Consider the following 20,054-nt stretch of genomic DNA (forward strand, 5'->3'; position numbering starts at 1 on the left):
TGAACGCCCGGTTAACACGCTCGGGCTAGTACAGTTTTACAGTGGTCAAAGCGTTGTTCGAAGAGCTGGTCAGCCTCTCAGACGAACGGTTCTGTCCGGAGATCTCTCACGCTGAGGCTCTTTTCGGACGCGCTGCCGATCCTGATGTCCCCTTCAGCATCCTTGCGCTCCGGAGGCTCGGCAGAACCCGACCCGCGCTCTTCGTCGCACCGGGCGAGGGAGAGGTTCCGTCAGGGATGCGCACCACCTTCGGCCCGGGCAGCTCTGTGCGACTCGAGGTCTTCCACGCGGCCGCCAGCGTGCACGGCCGGCGGCCGGCATCCGCATCCATCCGCACCGGGCGCGCGCCCCGCCCCGGAGCCTCGGCCGCCCGGCTCGACGGAGCCCGGTCGGACCTCACCGAGCACGCCGTGAGTTACCTCGTGCGGAACGACCGGCTCGCGCTGCCGGTGCCGCAACGGGGCGACCCCACGGCCGGGTGGGAGGAGCAGTTGCTGCGCACCACCCATTGGGTGTCGGACATGCGTCGCCGGCGCGACCGCATCTTCGTCGACGACGGCACCGTGCCGGTGTTGCGCGTCGACGACCCGCTCGGCGCGTGGGCGGCGGTGGCCTTCGACCTCGGCGCCGACCGCGTGACGATCGCCGGCGCTGCGGGCTTTCTCGACCGGCGCTTCACGACCCGCCCCGCCTCCTAGTACCCTCCCCGCTTCCCCCCTGCCTCCCCTCCCCTGCGCGTCGAATCGATGCGGGGGAGGTCAGCCGAAGACGCCGTTCACGTAGTCGTAGGTGCGGGAGTCGATCGGGTCGCTGAACATGGCCTCGGTGTCGCCGTGCTCGACGATGCCGCCGGGCTGGCCCTGCGAGGCGAGGAAGAACGCGCACTGCGTCGAGACCCGCTGGGCCTGCTGCATGTTGTGCGTGACGATCACGATCGTGACGTCGTTGACGAGTTCGAGCATGGTCTCTTCGATCACCCGGGTGGAGGTGGGGTCGAGGGCCGAGCAGGGTTCGTCCATGAGGAGCACCTGCGGCGTCACGGCGAGGGAGCGGGCGATGCAGAGCCGTTGCTGCTGGCCGCCCGAGAGGCCGCCGCCCGGGGAACGGAGGCGATCCCGAACCTCGTTCCAGAGCCCCGCCTTGATGAGGCAGCTCTCGACGAGCTGGTCGCGGTCGTCGCGCCCCACCTTGGTGCCGGTGAGCTTCAGTCCCGCAACGACGTTGTCGTAGATCGACATCGCGGGGAACGGGTTCGGCTTCTGGAACACCATGCCGATGCTCTTGCGGGCATCCACGAGCTTTCGGGAAGGGTCGTAGATGTCGGTGCCCTCGATCAGGACCTCACCGGCGAGGCTCGCGCTCGGCACGAGTTCGTGCATCCGGTTCAGGATGCGGAGGAACGTCGACTTGCCGCAGCCCGACGGCCCGATCAGCGAGGTGATCACGCCGGCGGGCATGTCGAGCGAGACGCGATCCAGAACCTGGTGGTCGCCGAACCAGGCGGAGATATTGCGCGCCTCGAGGCCCGCGAGCGGTGCCCGCGCCGCCTGCAGCTGCGCTCCCGGCTGGGACTGGGCGACGTATCCCGAGGCGTAACCGGCCGGCGGCGCGCCGGGAACGACACCGGCGGACTGGATCATTCCGTCGAAAGGGGCCGGCGGCGGGGCCGAGTCGGGCCCGACGACCGGCGACCAGTCCCGCGGGCCGGGTGCGCCGCTGAGGGGCAACCAGGTGGTTTCGTCGGACGCGGCGACGGGCGGGTTCTCGCGTCGGCCGAGGCGCGGCAGGCGGGGCGATTTCGGCGGTTTCGGGGCCTTCGGCGGCTTCGGGGCCTTCGGCGGCTTCGATGATGTGGGGGCCGTGGGTGTCTTGGCGAGATCCGGCGGTGACCCGCTCAGCACAGCTGTCGTCGGAGCGTCCGCGGAGGTCGCCACAGCGGCACTCGACGCCGCAGCCGAGGCATCGGGCAGCAGCGACGACGCAGCCACCTCGCCCGGGGGCCGCACGCGTCGACCCCTGTTGCCGAGTGCCGGAAGCACCTCTGTCACATCGGGGTCTGGGGCAGGATCAGTCATGGTGTGTCACTTCGTGTCGGAGAGGCGAGCGGGCGGGCGGGGCTGGCGAGCGGGGCGCGCGCATCCGGGAGGCCGGTCGCGGCGCGGCCGATCACAGCAGGTTGGGCAGCAGCAGGGCGAGTTGGTTGGCCACGAACAGCGCAGCGAGGATCGAGAGCGGCGCGAACACCACCCACGTCTTCTGCGCCCCAATGCGGCGGAACGCCCAGACGGCCGCGAGTTCGACGACCAGCAGGAACTGCAGCGCGAAGACGAGTGCCCACGCGGTGGTGGTGTCGGTCGACATCGCCTGGTCGACCGCGGGCAGCGCGAGGTAAGTGGTCTGCCGCTTGCCGGCCGGCTGCACGGCACTGGTCAGTTCGGCATCCACGTAGGCGATGCCAGTCGGGATGAACGCGGGGCCCCTCGCCGTGACGAGGGTGAGTCTCGACGTTCCGCCGGCGAAGGTCGGCACGGGGTCGCCGGCGTACCGCACACCGATGACCTCGAACTGCTGTTCGCCCTGCCCGGTCGTCACGGAGAGCTTGTCGCCGGGTGCGAGCTCCTGGATGCGCGAGAAGGGTCCGCCGTACCCCGCGGCCCGACCCATCACGGTGCTGATACCGGCCTGGCCCGGGAGCACGGAGTCGCGCCGGTGGCCAGGCCCGTTCTTCAGCACATCGGCAGAGCTGCCCTCGGAGATCACCTCGCGCACGTTGATCGAGGGGATGTCGATGACACCCACCGGCGAGCCGTCGGCCACCAGCTGGTCGTCGAACGTGGCCTCGCTGACCGGAGCCGTGCCCGCGAGCGCCTGCACGCGGTACTCGTTGCTGAGCTGCTGCTGGGCGACGAAGTGCTGCACATGGCTGAGCACCATGAGGTTGGCCGCGAAAGCGAAGAGCATCGCCGCGACCAGCAGCAGAACACCGTGCACGACGACCTGCACCGGTCCGGGAGGGGCGGCGGGCCCGAGCGCGGAGGGCGGCGGGCGGCGGGGCAGGCGCGGCGGCTTGGGAGCCTGCGGCGATTTCGGCCCTCGCCCTCCGCGCGGCATTCTGGGCGCCCGGAGCGATGCGTCCCGGCTCGGAGCCTCGGGGGCGAAGGCCGCCTGCTCGTCGATGACCGCGGTCACGCCGCTCCCCCGTCCGTCTCGGGACGACGCGCGGCGGTCGCGGGGACGGGCGTGGCGGCGGCCGTGGTTCCGGCAGCGGCAGACCCGGCAGCCGCGGCGACCGGCGGCGGGTTCCGGATGATCGTGACGACTCGGAACGCTCCGGCGGCCAGAATCAGCAGCACCAGCACGAACCATGGCAGCACGAACATGAACCCGTCCCGGGTGATCGACGACAGGGCCGTTCCGGCCACGTTCTCGGGGGGTGTGAAGGTCGCGTGGGTAGTGAAGAACGCCCACTGGCCGAGCCCACCCAGCGTCGCCTCGATGACCCGCGATTCGTCGGGCTTCAGCTGGTCGATCCGGATGCCGTCGACCCGCGCGATCTCGTTGCCGAACGGCCCCACGAGCTGGAAGCCGGCCGAACCGTCGATCGTGAACTGCGAAACGTTGTGCACGGTGAACTCCGCATGGGAGTCACCGCCGAACGGGTTGATGCTCCAGCCGTAGCCCGACGTCACGCCGCTGACGAAGACGATGCCGCCGAGATCGAACTCGTCGGCAGCGGGAACGGGCGCTGAGGCTGCGGGCCCACCGGTGACGACAGTGTTGCCGGTGTTGCTGCTGCCGAGGCCGGAGGTGGACGGCTTCGAGAGCGAGGGGCTGCCGTTGCCGCCCACACCCGACACCGGTGGTGCCGGCGGAAACGTCGTGACGGGTTCGGCAGGAGCGGGCGACACCGTCACGGTGATGCCGACCCCGCCGGTGTCATCAGCGAGGGCGGGGTTCGCCCCGAGCAGTGCAGTGCCGGCGAGCGCGACCAGCACCAGCGCAGCCACGGCGACCGCGAGACGCGATCCTGAACCGCTCACCCTGCGGCCACCGGCTGCTCAGCGGCAAGGCGCCGGGCTTCTGCCTCTGTGTACTCGGCCCAGGCGACGGCGTTCTTCGCGTCGCGGGCCCGGCGCCAGCGCAGAAAGAGGAAGACGAGTGCGGCGAGCACGACAAGGATGACCAGCCACCACGGCATCGCCACAGCCACGGTGTCACGGTCCACAGTGGCGAGGGGCCCCGGATCCTGCGCATCGGCGTCGACGGTCGGCGCGAGGCTGATGTAGGGGTTGAGGTAACCGAGCTGACCGATGCCCGGCACGACCACCGAGAGGGTGCGGGTGCTGCCCGGGAGCATCTCTGCGAGTTCGGAACGCTGCAGCGTTCCCGCGGCGATGCCGAAGTAGGTGTTGACGCCGATGACCGCATTCGCACCGAGAGCGACGTTGCCGTTGTTGCGAACGGTGTAGGTCACGGTCGTCGTGCCGTCGAACGGGTTCAGTTGGGCGTCGTACGAGGCCGAGATGCTGCTGACGGTGAGGGCGGCCTGCAGTGCACCGGCGACGCGGGCATAGAGCCGGGTGGCGACCCGACGGTCGACGAGAACCTGTCCGTCGGTCGAGAGTACCGAGATGACGATCCCCGCGGCATGGTCGCCGGGTGAGGCGTCGGCCGGCACGTTCATCGTGAACGGAACGACCTGGCTCGCTCCCGGCTCGAGTGGGATCGAGAGCTGCGTGGCACCATCGGCGAAGGACACCCAACTGCCGGCGTCGGTGGGTGCGGCATCCGTGTCGAGAAGGCCGTAGGATCCGTCATCCGTGTTGTAGGCGTCGGTTGCGAAGACCTTCATGGTCTGCGGGATCGTGCCGGCGTTCGTGACGAGATAGCTGTCGCTGATCTGCTGGCCGGGAGAGATCGTGTAGCTGAACCGGGAGCGGTCGTCGGCACCGGATCCATCCGACGGCGAGCCGGAGATGCCCGACTCGTCATCGGCGTGGGCGACCTGTGCCGTGGAGACACCGACCATCGCCAGCGCGAGGAACAGCGCAGCGAGAACAAAGGAGACGAGACGCTTCATCGTCAGGGGGAGGGCGGTTGTTTCGGGCACAGTACATTCATCCAAAAGAGGTTTGCGGGCAGCGGGCCGAGGCGTGAACCAGACGTGAACGGGAGGCGGAGCGGCGGGGCGGTTCCCGGCCCCGCCGCACCATCGAAGGGAGGGCCGCTCGCGCGGACCCTCCCCCCGGTGTGTGCAGGTGGTGCGACTACTTCGAGGCCAGCGTGACGGTGAGCTTCGAGGTGTAGGTACCGGCCGGCTTGTCGCCGGGGGCGACGAAGGTCAGCTTGGCGTCGAGGTCGGTTGTGGCGACCGCGGTGGTGTTGTCGGCCTGCGCGAAGAGCGCGGGGTTGACGGCAGCACCGGCGACCTGGGCGGCCGACAGCGTGACGTTGGCGGGCTTGGTACCGACGGCGATCGGCTCGATGCCGAGCTGCTTCTTGTCGATGGTGACAGCCGAGTCGCCCGAGTTGGTGAAGTCGGTGACCGAGGTGGTCACGGTCCAGCCCTTGTGGGTGACGACGCGGTCGTCCTTGACGGTGAACTTGCCGAGATTGCCGGTCGAGGTCGACTGGCCGCCGACGAGCGTCGCCGTGCCGAGCACCGTGGTTGCCGACGCCGGAGCGACGAGCGTGAGGATGCCATCCTGACCGGCGACGGTGGTCGCCTGGATGGTCTGGTCGAACGAGCCGCTCGCCGGGGCGGGCGGTGCGACGGTGTCGGAGAGCTGGTAGGTCCAGTCACCCGAACCGGCGGTCACCGAGATCGGCGCGAACCAGATACCGGCTGACGCGAGAGCCACGTTGTTGAACTTCTCGCAGGCGAAACCGACGCTGTAGTTGCCGCCGGCAGCCTTGACCGAACCGGCGCCGGGCGAACCCAGCACCTGGGCGCCGAGGTTGGCGCCGGGCTCGAGGATCTGCTTGGTTCCGGGCTTGAAGCCGCCGTCTGCGTAGGCGACCCACGCGGAGCGCACCTTCTCCTGGCCGACCGGCGAGATGAAGGTCTGCACCGTCTCCGCATCGGTCGGGCAGCTGAACAGCGAACGGGCGTCGGTGGCGCTGGGGGAACCGACGAGGTCGTCGTCCCACAGGTTGACGTGGCCGGCGTCGGAGGCGGTCTTCGGAGCGATGAGCGTCTCGTTGCCGGAGTCGTACAGGTAGTACGTGGCGTCCGAGCCATTCGAGGTGGCGGCTGCGGCCGAGAAGGCCGAGGCGCCGACAAGCGACGCGGCTGCAACGCCGATAGCGGCGATGCGAAGTGCGTTTTTACGCAACATTTCTGGTGTGCCTTTCAGATTCTCTGTGAGTTGGGGTGACTAGGACGCGTTCGCGCGGATGGAGACGGTGGTCGACGGGGCGAGGAAACCGAACTTGGTCTTCACAGCACCCGACGTCGAGGGGCCCGAACCGAAGTTCGTGAGGCTCTTCGACTTGGTGGGATCGACGAGCGAAGCGAGAGCAGGGTCGTACTTCGGGCTCGACGGGTTCACGCGGGCAGCCTCGACGACGACGTAGGTGTCGCGGCCGAAGGTGGTGTCTGCGTAGTAGGTCGGGTTCGGAACGAAGCTGCCGTCAGCGCCGGTGAAGGGAACCACGGATCCCTCGGCGCTGCCGAGGCGAGCGGTTCCGGTGCGGTCCTGCGCGGCGCCGTTGCTCTGGGCGACCCAGCTGGCGACGGAGAACGGGATGAGCTCACCGGCGTTGACGAGCACGGTGCCGTCGTTCTCGGCGTCTCCGCGCTGCACGACGCAGGAACCGGGAGTGGTGATTCCGATGGCCGACAGGAAGAACTTGCGGGTACCCGAAGCGGCCTGGGGCAGAACCGGGGTGACCGCGGTGCCGTTGACCGTCGTCAGCGAGCAGTTGTAGATGGCCGTGAGCTGCGCCTTGGTGAGCTGGTCGATGCCGGTTCCGTTGTAGGCGTACGACAGGGCGTCGCGACCGAACTGGAAGTACTGCAGCACACCGCTGGTGTTCGCCGCTGCGCCGGGGCCGCTGGAGGAGCGGGCGATGTCGACCAGGCCGGTGATGGCCCTGGCCGGCGTCGAGTTGCCGCTGACGGAGAAGTTCGCTCCGTCGATCGAGCGGCTGAGCGCCTTGACGCCGTCACCTGAACCCGCGGGGCGGGCGAAGTAGGTGCCGGAGCCCTTGGTCTGGATCGCGTCCGAGCCGAACGCGTCGAAGGAGCCGATGGTGTTGCCGGCGGCGGTCACGCGAACCGAAGCACCGGTGACGGTGGTTCCGTTGGCGAGAGCGTTGGCTGCATCCTGGAGAGTGTCGGAGCCGACCAGCGAGTAGCTGTTCGACACCGGGTCGGCGTACGCGGGGGCTGCGAATGCGATGCCGGCAACGGCGACGCCAACTGCTGCGCAGACGGCAACAACTTTCGTGATTTTCACTGTGCGTGATTCCTTTTTTTGGGTGTGATGACCGAGCATCCGCAGTCACGGCGTCTCGACTTGGTGTGACGCAGGCAGTCATCGCCGGTCGTCACGGGTTCCAAGAGTGTGGGCATCAGGAGCGTCTCCTGGTGCGGGAGAGGAACGGCACCAGACCTGCGGCACCGAGTCCAGCGAGCAGGCTCGCGGGTACAGCGGCGGAGATCGGTCCGCCGGCGGGGTCTGCGGGAGTCGCCGGCCCGAGGAGGGGGGCCGCGACCTTGCCGGTGGGGCCGACCGTCGTCGCGGGCGCCGAGATGATCGCGGCCGGAGCTGGGGCCGACACGCCACGCGCCGGGCGGACGACGGCGACGCCCGCCTGCACCTGCGCAGGGGTCAGCGCGCTGCCGGCCGGCGCGACGGGTGCGTTCGGCGCCTCGGGAACCGGAGGAACGGGCAACAGACCCGACTCGATGGTGTCGGCCGCAACGAGTGCCTGTGCCTGCCAACCCGACGGGATCGGCGCATAGCCCTTAGGCAGCTGGCCGAGTGTGTCGCCGGGCGTCTGCCCGTCGGTCGCTGCATACCGGATGAACGCCGCATAGTCGGCCCGGAGCGCAGGGTCGCTCATGGTGCGGTTCACGGCGGCATAGACGGGCATGGCCAGCGGATACGCCGTCGGAGCCTGCTTGGCGGCGTCGCTCGTCGGGTCGAAGGTGTAGACCTGCGGTTGAGCGGGCGCGGCAGTCATGGCTGCGGCAGCCGCGGTCAGCGAATCGATCGTTGGGGCGACGAACTTCCCCGCCGGGTTCTGCAGTTCGGCGGAGACTACCTGGTAGCGGGCGGCCGATGAGGTGTCGGTCAACCCCAGCACGCTCTGTTGGCCCGGAAGGCTCCGCACCGACTTGTCGTACTTCGGTGTCGCCGCGGTGGGGTTCCACTGGCCGAGAGTCTGCCCGTCACCACGCAGAGTCAGATAGGCCCCGGTGTCGAGATCGTTGACGTAGGGGCGCCAGGTGACCAGGTTCACCTCGCCGCCGTTGTCGGTGGCCTTCTGGTCGATCGGGTCGGTCTTCGGGAAGGTGTCCCGAGGCAGAGCGAGACCCCTGGAGTCCGTGTTCTTGCTGACGGCTTGAACGACCTTGTCATTCGTACTGCTCCAGGGGTTCACGATCATCCCCCACTCGTCGGGCTCGCCGTTCAGAAAGGCGACCGCGGTGGGGTCAGAGAGCACGTAGTTCCAGAGCTGGGTGGCGGCATCGGACCGCCCCTGCGGCTCGAGCAGATCGGCCACAGAGGGGCTGATCACGTTCATGAACTGCCACTCGGGATCGTTGACGGCGAGAAAGTCGGGATCCCGCGTGAGGTTGCGCGCGTTCTTGCCCTGGTCTTCGGGACTCTTGTAACCGACATGCGAACGATCGGCCCCGGTCGGCAGCGAGTCGATGTACGAATTCGTGAGCAGCTTGGCGAGGAGTCGCGGAGTGAGTTTCAGAGACGAGAACGGCAGGCCCGCCGAATCGATCACCGTCTGCGGGGTGCCTTCGACAGTGGACGGGACTCGGTCGATGGCGAAGCCGATCGACAACCCGCCCAGCGCGACGGGTGCGTAGGTGAGGTTGTCCACCCCGCCACTGGCCTCGGCCGAGAGGGGCAGGGAGGTCAATGCGAGCGGAGCGAGCGTCGTACCATTGGCGGCTGCCGCGGCATCCGTGTCGGCACCGGTGCTGATCGAGTACACCGAACCGCCGGCCGCATTGCAGAGCGCCGGTTGCCACGATGCCACGGCGGCGGCCACGAGCTCGCTGCCGGCGACCGGGCGCTCCGCGGCGCCAATCGGGCAGTTCACGCCGAGCGGGTTGAACGAGAGCTTGACCGCGATGCGATGCTTCCAGGTGTCGTAGAAGAGGCCCGACTGGTCGATGCCGGCGCTGCCGGGGTCTTTCTCGCCGCGCGGAATGATGACCAGCCAGCATGCGCGACCGGACTTGCCACCGTCGGCAGAAGTGACCGGCGCGCCGCAGCCGAGGCCTGGTGCCTGCAACGCGGTCTGCACTTCGAACTTCGCGCTGCCCGTGCCGTTGTCGCCCGACCCGATCCACTTGACCTCGTTGGTCGTGTACTTCGTGAAGAACGGGTTCTGGTTCACGTCGACCGTCTCGTCGTGCACGCCGTCCTTGACCGACGCCACGGTCTCGCCGGTCACGGCGTGGAACGGGATCGACGTGTAGGTCGGCACCGCGAAGTTGGTCGACGGCACGGTGTAGTCCATGTCCTGGGGAGCAACGTCGTCGATACTGCCCAGGTAGTTGTCACGCGAGGCGCCGGGGCTCGAGAACCCTCCGTACTGGCAGGTGGTGCGGTCGGGCGACGGAGTGCTCGACGCCGGGTCGTCGCCCCAGCACTGGGCGATCTGCAGAAAGTCCGCCCCACCCGTGATGGTGGAGGGCAGCTCGGACTTCTTGCCACCGGTCCAGGAGATCGTGAGCCCCTGCGACACGAGCCCCCGCGTCTGGCTGATGGTGACCGCGAGGTCGGGTGCCGGAGCATTCGCGATGTCCGCGTCCTGGTCGGAGGCCTTCACCGTCACAGCCGACGAGTCGTCGGCGTGCGCGGTCTCGCCGGGCAGCACGACACCCGAGAGGGCGACGATCGCGCCGACCGAGAGCCCGACGACAAGGCCGGTTGCTCCGGAGAGCAACCAGGTGCGCCGGGGCGAATGATAGCTGCTGCGGTGACGGGGAGAAGAAGGCACAGGGAACTCCATGCTGGAATCCAGCGGTTTGAAAGGGGAACGTGGGTAAAAATATGGGCGGATAGTGGCCCCCAGATGAACGTGCGGGGAACGAGTGCTCCCAGAGAGATTTCACGTTGGGGCGAGCGCGATTCACACTTCGCAGAGCGCCCAAAAACCCCCGGGATCCGCATGATTCCGGGGGTTCATCCCCCTCGTTCGGGGGGGGTAAGGGGGCGTCTGGCGGTCGACTACCGGCTGCGCTTCAGGCGGCGCGAGACGAAGGGCGGAAGCACGATCGCGAGCAGCAGCAGCACTCCGGCCGAGATCATCACGATCTGCTGCGGCCCGAACGCCTGGTCGGCCAGCGTCAGCGGCTTGCTGACAGCCACGGAGGCCCCGGCGGCAGCGCTCCCGCTCACGACGGCACCGTTCGCGTCGTAGACCGCGGTGTTGGATGCGGCAGCTCCCGCTGCCGACGCCGCTGCCGGATCTGCGGCCGATGCCGCCGCCGCAGCAGCTGCCGCGGCATCCGCTGCAGGGGCCGCAGCAGCGGCTCCGCCGTCAGCCGTGGGGGCCGCGGCGGCACTCCCGCCAGAACCCGATCCGGTGACCGGAGTGTCGATGATCGCGCCCGCGGTGCCGGTCGTGCACTGGTTCGGGCCCTGCTTGTCGCAGTCGACCGGCTGCGGGGCCGTGTCGAGGATCTTCAGTGCCGGGTTGTTGCATTTCGCCAGATCGACGCCTCCCGCCGGCCCGCCCGGAATGCGTTTCACCTGGTCAGAGGCCGCCTGCACGAGATTCAGGGGCAGCGGTGAATAGCCGAGCTGCTGGGCCTGCTGCTGGCCCTCGCAGAGCAGGTAGCTCGTGAACGCCCCGAGGGTCTTGCCCTTCTCGGCCGTGAAGATCTTGTTCGTCTGTGTCGGCAGGATCATGTACGAGTAGCTCGAGAGCGGATACGTTCGCGGGTCGGTGTTGTTGTACACCCCGTCGAGCACCTGCGTGAGGTCGCTGTTGATCTGTGCGCCGACGAGCGCCACGGCCACCGACGGCGCCGTCGGCTCCACGAAGTAGCCCGCATTGTTCAGCACCTTCGCCACGGGGAAGCCCGACTTCAGGGCGTAGGAGTACTCGACGTAGGTGATCGCGCCCTCTCCATAGTCCTGGCTGACGTACCCGGCGACGCCGAGAGAACCGCTCTGCAGTTTCGCGTTGCCGAAACCGGGGTACTGCGAGGTCAGCCCGCAGGGCGTGGAGCGGCCGACGGAGGTGCAGAAGGAGTTCCAGAGATCGGAGTGCTGCTTCGACATCCAGAGCGTGAACTGGGCCGTGGAACCCGATCCGTCCGAGCGCAGAACGGGCACGATCGCCTTGTCGGGCATGGCGAGGCCGGGGTTGTCGGCGACGATGGCGGGGTCGTTCCAGTTGACGATGACGCCGGTGAAGATCTTCGTGATGACATCGCCGTCGAGTCTCAGGTTGGTGACCCGCTTGCCGCCGATCTTCAGGTTGTACATGAAGGAGGTACCACCGGCCACGATGGGCATGTAGGCGTAGTCGCTGGTCGGCACCTCGGGCGCGGAGTTGTCTTCGGGGTGCGCCTGGAACGGGATCTCGCTCACCGCGAAGTCGACCGACTGGCTGATGAAGTCCTGCCGGCCCGCCGACGATCCGTTGCCCGAATAGTTGACCGTCATGCCGTAGTTCGCAGCGACGTTCTTGCGCCACTGGTCGAGAGCGTTCTGCGACCAGGTCGACCCGCTGCCGGTGATCGGCAGGTAGATCTCGGCCGAGGCGCTCTGCACACTCACTCCCCCGCCGACGCCGAGCAGCAGGACCACGAGTGCGAGCGTCGCGGTGAGAAAACGGAGAAAACGGGCGCGGGGGGTCACTTCTGGGGCTCCTTGGTGGGGGTCGGTGTGAGCACGTAACGCTCGACGGTCATGCGCCGGAGGTCATCCACCGACCGCTGGGCGACCCGGCGGCGCTGGCGGTCACTGAGCTGCCCCGCACCCTTGCCACCGATCAGCCGGGCGACGATGAACAGCAGCAGTACCAGCAGGATGAGCACGGCAGCCGTGCCGAAACCGCGGGCGATGATGTTCGGTTCCGGCGACTTCACGAAGTCGAACACCTGCAGCGGCAGCGAGATCATCGGGCCCTCGAACGGGTTCAGGTTCATCACCGCGGTGATGCCCGAGGTCAGCAGCACCGGCGAGGTCTCCCCGATGCCGCGAGCGGTGCCGAGGATGACTGCCGTGACCAGCCCCGAACGGGCGGTCGGCAGCACGACGCTCCAGACCGTGCGCCAACGGGTCGATCCGAGTGCATACGACGCCTCCCGGAGGTTCCCCGGCACCAGCCGCAGCACCACATCGGATGCTCGGATGATGATCGGCAGCATCATCACGCTGATCGCAAGCGACGCGGCGAATCCCGACCGCTGGTGGGTGATGAGCTGGATGACCGCCGCGTACACGAACAGGCCGGCCACGATCGAGGGCAACGCCGTCATCGCGTCGGAGATCGTGCGCACGAACCGGGCGAACTTCCCGCCGATCTCATTGAGGAACACGGCCGTCGTGATGCCGAGTGGAATCGTGATCGCGAGCGCAATGGAGATCTGGATGAGCGTGCCGACGATCGCGTGCGAGATACCTCCCACGTCGAGCCCGTCGAGGGGGCCGGCGAGCTGCATCGTCTCGGTGAAGAAGTTCAGGTGCGGCAGGGCCACGGATCCGCGGCCCACCGTGTAGACCACGACGAACGCGAGCGCGCCGAAGAGGATCGTGCCCGCGCTGATGAGCAGCACCGTCAGAACCCGATCCTTCACCTCCTCACGATCGGATCGGAGCGACACCAGCAGGATGTAGAAGCCGATGAACGCCAGGAACGCGACCACGACCCAGCCGATCGGTCCGGTCAGCGGGGTGAACCAGCCGAAGAGCAGAGTTGCGACGGTGGGGCCGGCGACCAGCGCACCGAGGATGTTGAAACGTTCATCCAGTGTCGACTCGCGGAGGCGGCGGCGGGGGCCGACCTCGATGCCCTCCTTCGACGGGATGTGCGTCGGGGCAGGCGGGGCGGCGGCGGTCTCGGCGTGCCCGTCTGCACTGCGGTCGCCGTCGTCGCCGTCGTTCCCGGCCAGCGGTCGTTCGAGGGTGGTGATCGACATCGTTCGGCTCAGCTCGTCTCGGCGCCGGAGCGCGACCGGGCGACGATCGACGACGCCGTGAAGTTGATGACCAGGGTGATGAGGAAGAGCACGAGCCCCGCCGCCATCAGCGCGGAGAGACCGAACTGGCTCGCCTCGCCGTAGCGAAGCGCGATGAGCGCGCTGACCGAGTTCGTGCCGGTCTTCAGCACCTCCCAGTTGATTGTGAAGATCGGCGAGATGATGAGGTACACCGCAATCGTCTCGCCGAGGGCGCGGCCGAGGCCGAGCATGACGCCCCCGATCATCCCGCCCCGTCCGAACGGCAGCACGACGGTGCGGATCATGCCCCACCGGGTGGAGCCGAGGGCGAACGCCGCCTCGCGCTCCCCCATCGGCGCCTGCGAGAAGGCCTCGCGCATGACCGATGTCTGGGTCGGCACCACCATGAGACCCACCACGATGCCCGCGATGAAGGCGCTCGACGTGAACGCACTGGCCTCGGTGAGGCGGGCACCCGATCCGTCTTCGACCGCGAAGATCGGAATGAAGGAGAAGTACGTCGAGATCCAGGCCGACACCGGGATGACCGCCGCCTGCAGAAAGAACAGGCCCCAGAGCCCGAACACCACACTCGGCACGGCCGCCATCAGGTCGACCAGCGACACCAGGAACGAGCGGATCGGGCCGCGCACGACCTCCGAGAGCAGCAGAGCGGTGCCGACGGCGAGCGGCACCCCCACGAACATGGCGATGATCGCGATGGTGAACGTGCCGAAGATGACCGACGCGATGCCGAACTGCCCGGTCTCCGGCGACCACTGCTGTTCGAGCAGAAAGTTGATGCCCGACACCTGCAGCGCGTCGCTCGCCCGCAGCGACAAAAAGATGCCGACTGCCAGCATGATGCTCACCGTGGTGACGCCGGCTGTGAGCGAGACGCCCTTGAAGATCGAGTCGGACTGCGACGGCCGCGACCGGAGCGACCGCTTGACGGCGTCGCGGTGGTTCGTCGGTTCAGGCTGGTCGGTGAGGGTGGCGGTGGCCGGATGCCGCTTGCGGGAGTTCGCGTCGAAGATCTCGCCGCCCACCTCCGGCGCGAACACGCGCTCGACCGGAACCTTCACGCTCGTCGGCCGGTTGAGCGCGTCGTGCAGGTCGGTCAGCGACTCGAACGACTTGTCTTCGGACACGCTTCACCACACCTCTGCTCGGGCACGCCTCAGCTAGGCGGAACGCAACAGATCGATGCTCTGGGTGCAAAGTGAACGACGGGGGCCCGCGCGGAGAAGGAGGGATGGACGCGGAATGAGCGGCGCCCCGCAGCCATGACCGGTAGCAAAACACGATGTTATGTCATCTCGCGTGCTCGTTTGCTATGATGATGTTGTTCGTGGCGTTGAGCTGCGAAAAGTGGACCCGAGACCCATCCGGATGGTTGTGGCGCTCGGGTTTTGCGCTGTGAAGAGGCAGTTCTCACAGGTCGGCCACGCGCACGGCATCCTGAGGACACCGCCGGCGCCAGTCGCCTCCTTTCGCCCAAGCCCATGCAAGCGAATCGGGCAAGGCCAGAAGCGGCTCCGAGACGGCCGACTCGTGGCGGTAGGACAAAACTCCGTCCGTCCCCGTTTTCCTCGTCGCATCAATGAGATGCTGACGGTCGCGGCTGACCAAAGTGTCGTCTCGCTCCAGACAGAGTCGCGAATGGTTGGCCCGAGCAAGATCCGACACCAGCGCCCGAAGGCATAGTTCCCGCCGAACCAACTCGGTACGCCCTCGCTTTTCGGCCCGATAGATGGTCACCCCGAGATTCAGGGCCGAGACTGCTCCGAGAATCAGGCGCCGACGACCATCGCTCTCTTTGGTCATGTGAATCCTGGACTGACCATGAGGAGTCAAACGCCTGATAGCCGAGCGCGCTTCCGCCATTTCAGAACTGAGTACGACAACCGCGACGAGAAGATAGTCCCGCGCCTTCGATTCATCGACGAAGACCTCAGCGCCAGACCTACCCCTGACGCCGCTCACCCGCCCAGAGCAATGACTTTTTCTTCCACCCAAAGATCTCAGGGCACGTGATGATTAAATATCAGTTTACGCAGAGCCATACGGCCGGCGAGGAGCCGAGGGCGGAAAAATGGGCGGTCAGGCGTGACGCGGAAGCGGGATGGGGGTGGTGAAGGCGCGGGAGACGGAGGCGCGGCCGACCCGATCCGGAGCCGTCGAGCGAGCCGCGGCGATGTACGAGCCGCGCGGGGCGGCGGGGGCGAGGATGCCCGTTTAGGAGCCGGTGGCGCGGGTGACGGACGCCGTGACGCCCGTGTAGGTTCCGAAGCCGGCGGCCGCGATGGTGGGGGCGGTGACGTAGCGGCCCTGCACGGCGGGGGTGTTCGTGGAGTGAGTCATCGGTCGATCCTTCGGTTCACAGGTGGGTCTGCAGACGGGCCTGACCGCCGCTCCTCGGCTCTGTCGACTCAGACCCGGGCGTGTCTCGCGCAGGCACCGCTGACGACCATCGCCGCCGAATACGCGGTCGCCGGCGCGAGCAGCAACACGGACGCGCTGGTGACCGCCAGAAGTGCGGTCGCAGCGAGCAACGCACTCGTCGCGACGACCCCCAGCGCCACGCGAAGCCGGGCCGCAGACGGTCTCACGACCGCCGGCACGGCCAGGAGCGCGCAGATGACCAGGAACACGACCCGGTCATCGACCCCGACGTCGAACCAGTCGATATACGAGAAGACGACCCAGTAGGCCCAGGCAGGAGCTGCCACGAACCCGATCCAGCCCACGACCAGGCTTCCTGTTCGTGCTCCCTCCTCGGTCCATGTCGCCGCCGCGAGCAGCAGGAGGACTGCCAGCACGATCACAATGACCTGGATGCAGGCCGTCGACACGACAAGGAACTTGCCCGCGTTGGTGAGCAGGGTGTCCCTGTCGGGTGAGCCGATCCACTGGAGGAAAGGCACCCAGAGCACCGTGCACGCGGCGATGACGGCGAGGAGGTGCAGGGCGCTCCAGCGGAAGTCCGGGCCGAAGGCCGTTCGGCCGGAACTCCAACCGCTCACCGCGCGGCCGGGGCGGGGCCCGGGGTCGCCGACGACGTCGGGACAGCCGTCGGAGAGGGTGCCGACGGTGTGGGCGCCGGAGTTCCCGCCGGCGGTCCCGGATCCGCCAGGGTGATCGTGACGACGCTCCCGAGGGACAGCACCGACGCGGCCGCAGGATCGCTCGTGAGAACCTGCCCGACCGGAACGTCCTGCTGGGCGCGCACCGCCACGACGACCGCGAAGCCGGCGGACTGCAGGCGCGCCACCGCTTCGTTCTGGGCGAGCCCGGTCACGACAGGTACGGCGTTGGAGCCGGATGCGACGACGAGGTCGACGCTCGCGCCGGGTGTGAGGGCCGCCGTGGAATCCGGGGAGCTCGACAGCACGGTGCCGGCCGGCGAGGCGGAGTCGCGCTGCGAGACGGCGCCGACGGCCAACCCCGCGGACTGTAGCGAAGCGCGCGCGGCCGACAGGTCGACCCCGACGAGGGCGGGAACGGCCACGACCCGGCTCACAGCGGGTGCCGTCGGAGCGGGCGCAGGGGTCGGAGTGGCGGCTCCGGATGCCCCAGCCCCACCCGGGGCCGCGCCGACCGCGAGTGCGGGGTCGACGATCGCCGGTGTCGACGGCTGCGGCACGGCGTCGGTGGAGCTGGGGGCGGCTCCGAGCGAGAGCGTCCATGCCACGGCGACGACGGTCGCCGTGAGCACGACGGCTGCGACCATGATGCCGCGCACCGACGTGCGGCCGGCCGGCGCCGGAGCCGCGATAGGAAGCGGAGGTGCGGTGGCCGATGGATGCGCCCCCGCGTCACCGTTGGCCTGGTCGAGGCGGGCGGTTGCGACATCCGAGGGTTGGGGTGCCCGAACCGTGCGTGCCGTCAGCGACGCCCCGGCCCCCGTACCGGCGGGCACTGCGCCGCCGGCCACCGTGCTGCCGCGCTCTGCACCGTCGGCCACCGGACTGCTGGCCACTGTGCTGCCGGGCTCGGCGCCGTCAGCCCGGGTGCCCGCAGCCAGCGCGGCAGGCACGACGGGCCTGCCCGGGCCCCTCGCAAGAAGGGCGAGAACCTCCGCCCGCATGACCCCGGCAGAGACGAACCGCTGCGCCGGATCCTTCAGCAGCGCCTTCACGACGAGCCGGTCGACGCCGCGCGGCACGCCGGTGCGCTGCACCGAGGGCACGGCCGGCGGGGCGGAGACGTGGGCGCGCATGACGCCGGTGACGGTGGGGCGGAGAAACGGCGGCTGGGCTGTGAGCGCGAAGTGCAGCACTGCGCCCACCTGGTAGAGGTCGCCGCGCTCGTCGACCGGCAGCCCCCTGGCCTGCTCCGGCGACATGTAGTTCGCGCTGCCGAGTACGCCGAGCGGCGCCCCCGTCGACGGCTCAGGCTCCGAGCGGAGGATGTCGGCGGCGAGAGTCGGGCGGCCTGCGGCATCCGCGAGTCCGAAGTCGACGAGGCGCACGGCGTCCGCCGAGATCGACAGCCCGGCAACGGATCCGGCACCGTGGTCACCACCGGTACCACCGACACCGCCGACACCACCGTCACCGGCCGCCCCGACCATCACGTTCGCCGGCGACACGTCGCGGTGCACGACGCCCGCCGCGTGCGCCGCCTCCAGTGCGCGCAGCACCCCGTCGCCGACCGCGAGCGCCTCCCGCCAGCCGAGCGAGCCGAACCGTTCCACGTGCTCGGCCAGCGTCAGGCCCGGCGCGAGTTCGAGGGCGATCCAGGCCAGCGGCTCCCCCGAGCCCTCGTGCACGCCGAAGTCGAGCACACCCACGATGTTCGGATGGCGGAGCCCCACGACGGCCCGGGCCTCGACGAAGAACGCCTCCCGCGCGGCGACAGAGTTCGAGAGGTGCGGGTGCAGCACCTTGAGTGCGATCCGGTCGCCGGTGGTGGTGTCGAGCGCGGCGAACACCGACGCCGAACCGCCGCTGCCGAGCAGTTCACCGAGGTCGAACCGGTCGGAGAGCAGACCGGAGGGTGGGTCATCCATTGCTCAACCCGCCTGCGCGGAGTAGTCGTTCGCGGTCTTCGCGACCGAGTCCACGTAGCTGTCGAGGTGGTTGTAGGCGAAGACGGATGCCCGCCAGCCCGACACCGTCGACAGGTCGCCGTAGCTGCAGAGGTAGCGCCCCGCCGCGAGCGCCGCGTCGTCGATCTGCTGCGGATCGGCGACTCCGTCACCGTTCCCGTCGGTCCCCCAGCGCTGCCACGTCGACGGGATGAACTGCAGCGGACCCATCGCCCGGTCCCCCGTCGCCGACCCGTCGAGCGCGCCGCCGTCGCTGTCGGGGATGTGCGCGTAGGCCTTTCCGTCGAGGTCAGGGCCGTAGATCGCGGGGAGGGTGATCCCGTCTGCCCCAATGGCGGATCCGCCGTGCGTGCCATGCCCGGATTCGATGGCACCGAGCGCGGCGAGGGTGTTCCAGCCGAGATGGCAGGCGGGCTGCTCGGCCTGCAGGCGGAGGGCTGCACCGGCGTAAGCGACGAGCGCGCGCACCGGGGTGACCGTGCGGCTCGCCACCGTCGACGCCCAGGTCGCATCGACCAGGGCGGCATCGCCCGCGGTGGTCTGCGCGGAGCCCGCGACCTCCCCGACCCCTGCGGCTGGCTGAGCGGCCCCTGCTGCCGGCGCCGCCACAGGCCCCTCGGCGCCCGCGGCTGCCGCGGGCAGTGCCACGCTGTTCGCCGCGAAGCGGGCGGGTTGCCCGCGCGGCGGCTCCGCGATCGCCCCGACCACGAGACCGGCCGCAAGCACCAGGGTCGCGCCGCCGATCAGCGCCCTCATCAAGTTTTCGCCCCCACCCCGACACCGACCCCGGGGCCGCCTGCGGAAGCGCCCACCCCATCACGTGTGCGCACATGGGCGGCGGCGCGGGCGGTGAGCTTTCGGGCGGCGGACGGCGCGACATCCGAGGCCACCTGCGCGGTGCGCAGCGCCGTGACGCTGTAGCTGGCCGATTCGTGGCAGAGACCGGCCGCGGGGTACCAGCGTCCGCACGACATCACGGCGACGCTGTTGAGCGTCGCATACCAGCCGTGCTGCATCGAGACGGGCCCGCGGATGAGGTGCACCTCGAGGTCGGCTTCGCTCTGCTGGAGCTTCCGCACGTGCGCACTCGCCGCTCCGACCGATTCGTAGAGGAACAGGCTCCGGGCGATCTCGCGATTGTTGAGCGCGAGCAGACGCCAGATTCCGGCGGTGATCGGCCCTCCCGCGGCACCGCCCGACGCCGCACCTGCACCCGCGCCTGCCCCCGCACCCCCGCCAGTGTCGGCAGTCAGCGGCGCCAGCCGCGGATCCAGCGAGCGCGGCAACGGCTCGCCGGTGAGCTCGGCCATCGCCCGCGCCCCGCTCCGCACGTGCTCGCGAAAGCCCGACCAGCCGGTGAGGGCGCGGTCGGCGCGGGAGACGAACTCCGTGAACGCGATGTAGGGGGTCGATGCCACGGTTCCTCGATCGATGGGTCTGAGTACCCCGTGCGTCGTTGCCGCTGAGGTTCAGTCAGCACCCTGACGGTCGCACCTGAACGGGGACCGTACGAAGCATGAAGCACACGTGGACGGCACACAGAATCAGCACATCGTCAGGTTCCGGTCGCGGCAGGGCGTCCGGCACCGCGAGGGCCCCAGGCGTTCGCCCCACATTCACCTCTCTGCAACG

Annotated in this window: 17 protein-coding genes; 1 reads left to right on the top strand and 16 read right to left on the bottom strand. The window is 69.0% G+C overall.

The window, feature by feature from the left end:
- Positions 1 to 41: 41 nt before the first annotated feature.
- Complete coding sequence (locus B7R22_RS14670) at positions 42 to 698, top strand: hypothetical protein (protein WP_116412454.1); 657 nt, start codon at positions 42 to 44, stop codon at positions 696 to 698.
- Between the two features lie 60 nt (positions 699 to 758).
- Here the strand turns inward: B7R22_RS14670 and B7R22_RS14675 are convergent, their stop codons facing one another.
- The 16 genes from B7R22_RS14675 to B7R22_RS14745 all read right to left on the bottom strand — a co-directional run bounded on the left by B7R22_RS14675 (position 759) and on the right by B7R22_RS14745 (position 19,840).
- On the bottom strand, positions 759 to 1,553 hold the full coding sequence (locus B7R22_RS14675) for a phosphate ABC transporter ATP-binding protein (protein WP_253259106.1): 795 nt from the start codon (positions 1,551 to 1,553) through the stop codon (positions 759 to 761).
- A gap of 613 nt (positions 1,554 to 2,166) precedes the next feature.
- Complete coding sequence (locus tag B7R22_RS14680; protein WP_253259099.1) at positions 2,167 to 3,189, bottom strand: sortase; 1,023 nt, start codon at positions 3,187 to 3,189, stop codon at positions 2,167 to 2,169.
- Positions 3,186 to 4,040, bottom strand: a complete 855-nt coding sequence (locus tag B7R22_RS14685) for a hypothetical protein (RefSeq protein ID WP_116412455.1) — start codon at positions 4,038 to 4,040, stop codon at positions 3,186 to 3,188. Before B7R22_RS14685 ends, B7R22_RS14680 begins: the two co-directional genes overlap by 4 nt.
- Positions 4,037 to 5,110 carry a hypothetical protein gene (locus B7R22_RS14690; protein ID WP_116412456.1) on the bottom strand — a complete coding sequence of 358 codons (1,074 nt, stop codon included), beginning with the start codon at positions 5,108 to 5,110 and terminating at the stop codon, positions 4,037 to 4,039. Before B7R22_RS14690 ends, B7R22_RS14685 begins: the two co-directional genes overlap by 4 nt.
- A gap of 157 nt (positions 5,111 to 5,267) precedes the next feature.
- Positions 5,268 to 6,338, bottom strand: a complete 1,071-nt coding sequence (locus tag B7R22_RS14695) for a hypothetical protein (RefSeq protein WP_116412457.1) — start codon at positions 6,336 to 6,338, stop codon at positions 5,268 to 5,270.
- Between the two features lie 39 nt (positions 6,339 to 6,377).
- Positions 6,378 to 7,460, bottom strand: a complete 1,083-nt coding sequence (locus tag B7R22_RS14700; protein WP_116412458.1) for a hypothetical protein — start codon at positions 7,458 to 7,460, stop codon at positions 6,378 to 6,380.
- A gap of 115 nt (positions 7,461 to 7,575) precedes the next feature.
- Entirely contained in the window at positions 7,576 to 10,194 is a 2,619-nt protein-coding gene (locus B7R22_RS14705) for a hypothetical protein (RefSeq protein ID WP_147305408.1), read from the bottom strand.
- Positions 10,195 to 10,424: 230 nt separating this feature from the next.
- On the bottom strand, positions 10,425 to 12,065 hold the full coding sequence (pstS, locus tag B7R22_RS14710) for a phosphate ABC transporter substrate-binding protein PstS (protein ID WP_116412460.1): 1,641 nt from the start codon (positions 12,063 to 12,065) through the stop codon (positions 10,425 to 10,427).
- The gene (gene pstA, locus B7R22_RS14715) at positions 12,062 to 13,348 is read right to left on the bottom strand and encodes a phosphate ABC transporter permease PstA (protein WP_116412461.1); all 1,287 of its coding nucleotides are present in this window, start codon (positions 13,346 to 13,348) and stop codon (positions 12,062 to 12,064) included. The genes pstS and pstA overlap by 4 nt, the downstream gene beginning before the upstream one ends.
- Before the next feature lie 8 nt (positions 13,349 to 13,356).
- Entirely contained in the window at positions 13,357 to 14,520 is a 1,164-nt protein-coding gene (gene pstC / locus B7R22_RS14720) for a phosphate ABC transporter permease subunit PstC (RefSeq protein WP_253259100.1), read from the bottom strand.
- Between the two features lie 283 nt (positions 14,521 to 14,803).
- Entirely contained in the window at positions 14,804 to 15,196 is a 393-nt protein-coding gene (locus B7R22_RS14725) for a hypothetical protein (RefSeq protein ID WP_147305409.1), read from the bottom strand.
- 411 nt (positions 15,197 to 15,607) lie between these two features.
- On the bottom strand, positions 15,608 to 15,733 hold the full coding sequence (locus tag B7R22_RS20110) for a hypothetical protein (RefSeq protein WP_301182621.1): 126 nt from the start codon (positions 15,731 to 15,733) through the stop codon (positions 15,608 to 15,610).
- A gap of 68 nt (positions 15,734 to 15,801) precedes the next feature.
- A complete protein-coding gene (locus tag B7R22_RS14730; RefSeq protein ID WP_116412463.1) occupies positions 15,802 to 16,395 on the bottom strand; it encodes a hypothetical protein in 594 nt (197 codons plus the stop codon).
- Positions 16,392 to 18,383 (bottom strand): protein kinase domain-containing protein, encoded by a 1,992-nt coding sequence (locus tag B7R22_RS14735; protein WP_116412464.1) that lies wholly within the window; start codon positions 18,381 to 18,383, stop codon positions 16,392 to 16,394. The genes B7R22_RS14730 and B7R22_RS14735 overlap by 4 nt, the downstream gene beginning before the upstream one ends.
- Positions 18,384 to 18,386: 3 nt before the next feature.
- Positions 18,387 to 19,178, bottom strand: coding sequence for a lytic transglycosylase domain-containing protein (locus B7R22_RS14740; protein WP_116412465.1), 792 nt, complete (start codon positions 19,176 to 19,178; stop codon positions 18,387 to 18,389).
- Entirely contained in the window at positions 19,178 to 19,840 is a 663-nt protein-coding gene (locus tag B7R22_RS14745; protein WP_116412466.1) for a hypothetical protein, read from the bottom strand. The genes B7R22_RS14740 and B7R22_RS14745 overlap by 1 nt, the downstream gene beginning before the upstream one ends.
- Positions 19,841 to 20,054: the final 214 nt, after the last annotated feature.

The organism is Subtercola boreus (assembly GCF_003399635.1).
GTDB lineage: Bacteria > Actinomycetota > Actinomycetes > Actinomycetales > Microbacteriaceae > Subtercola > Subtercola boreus_B.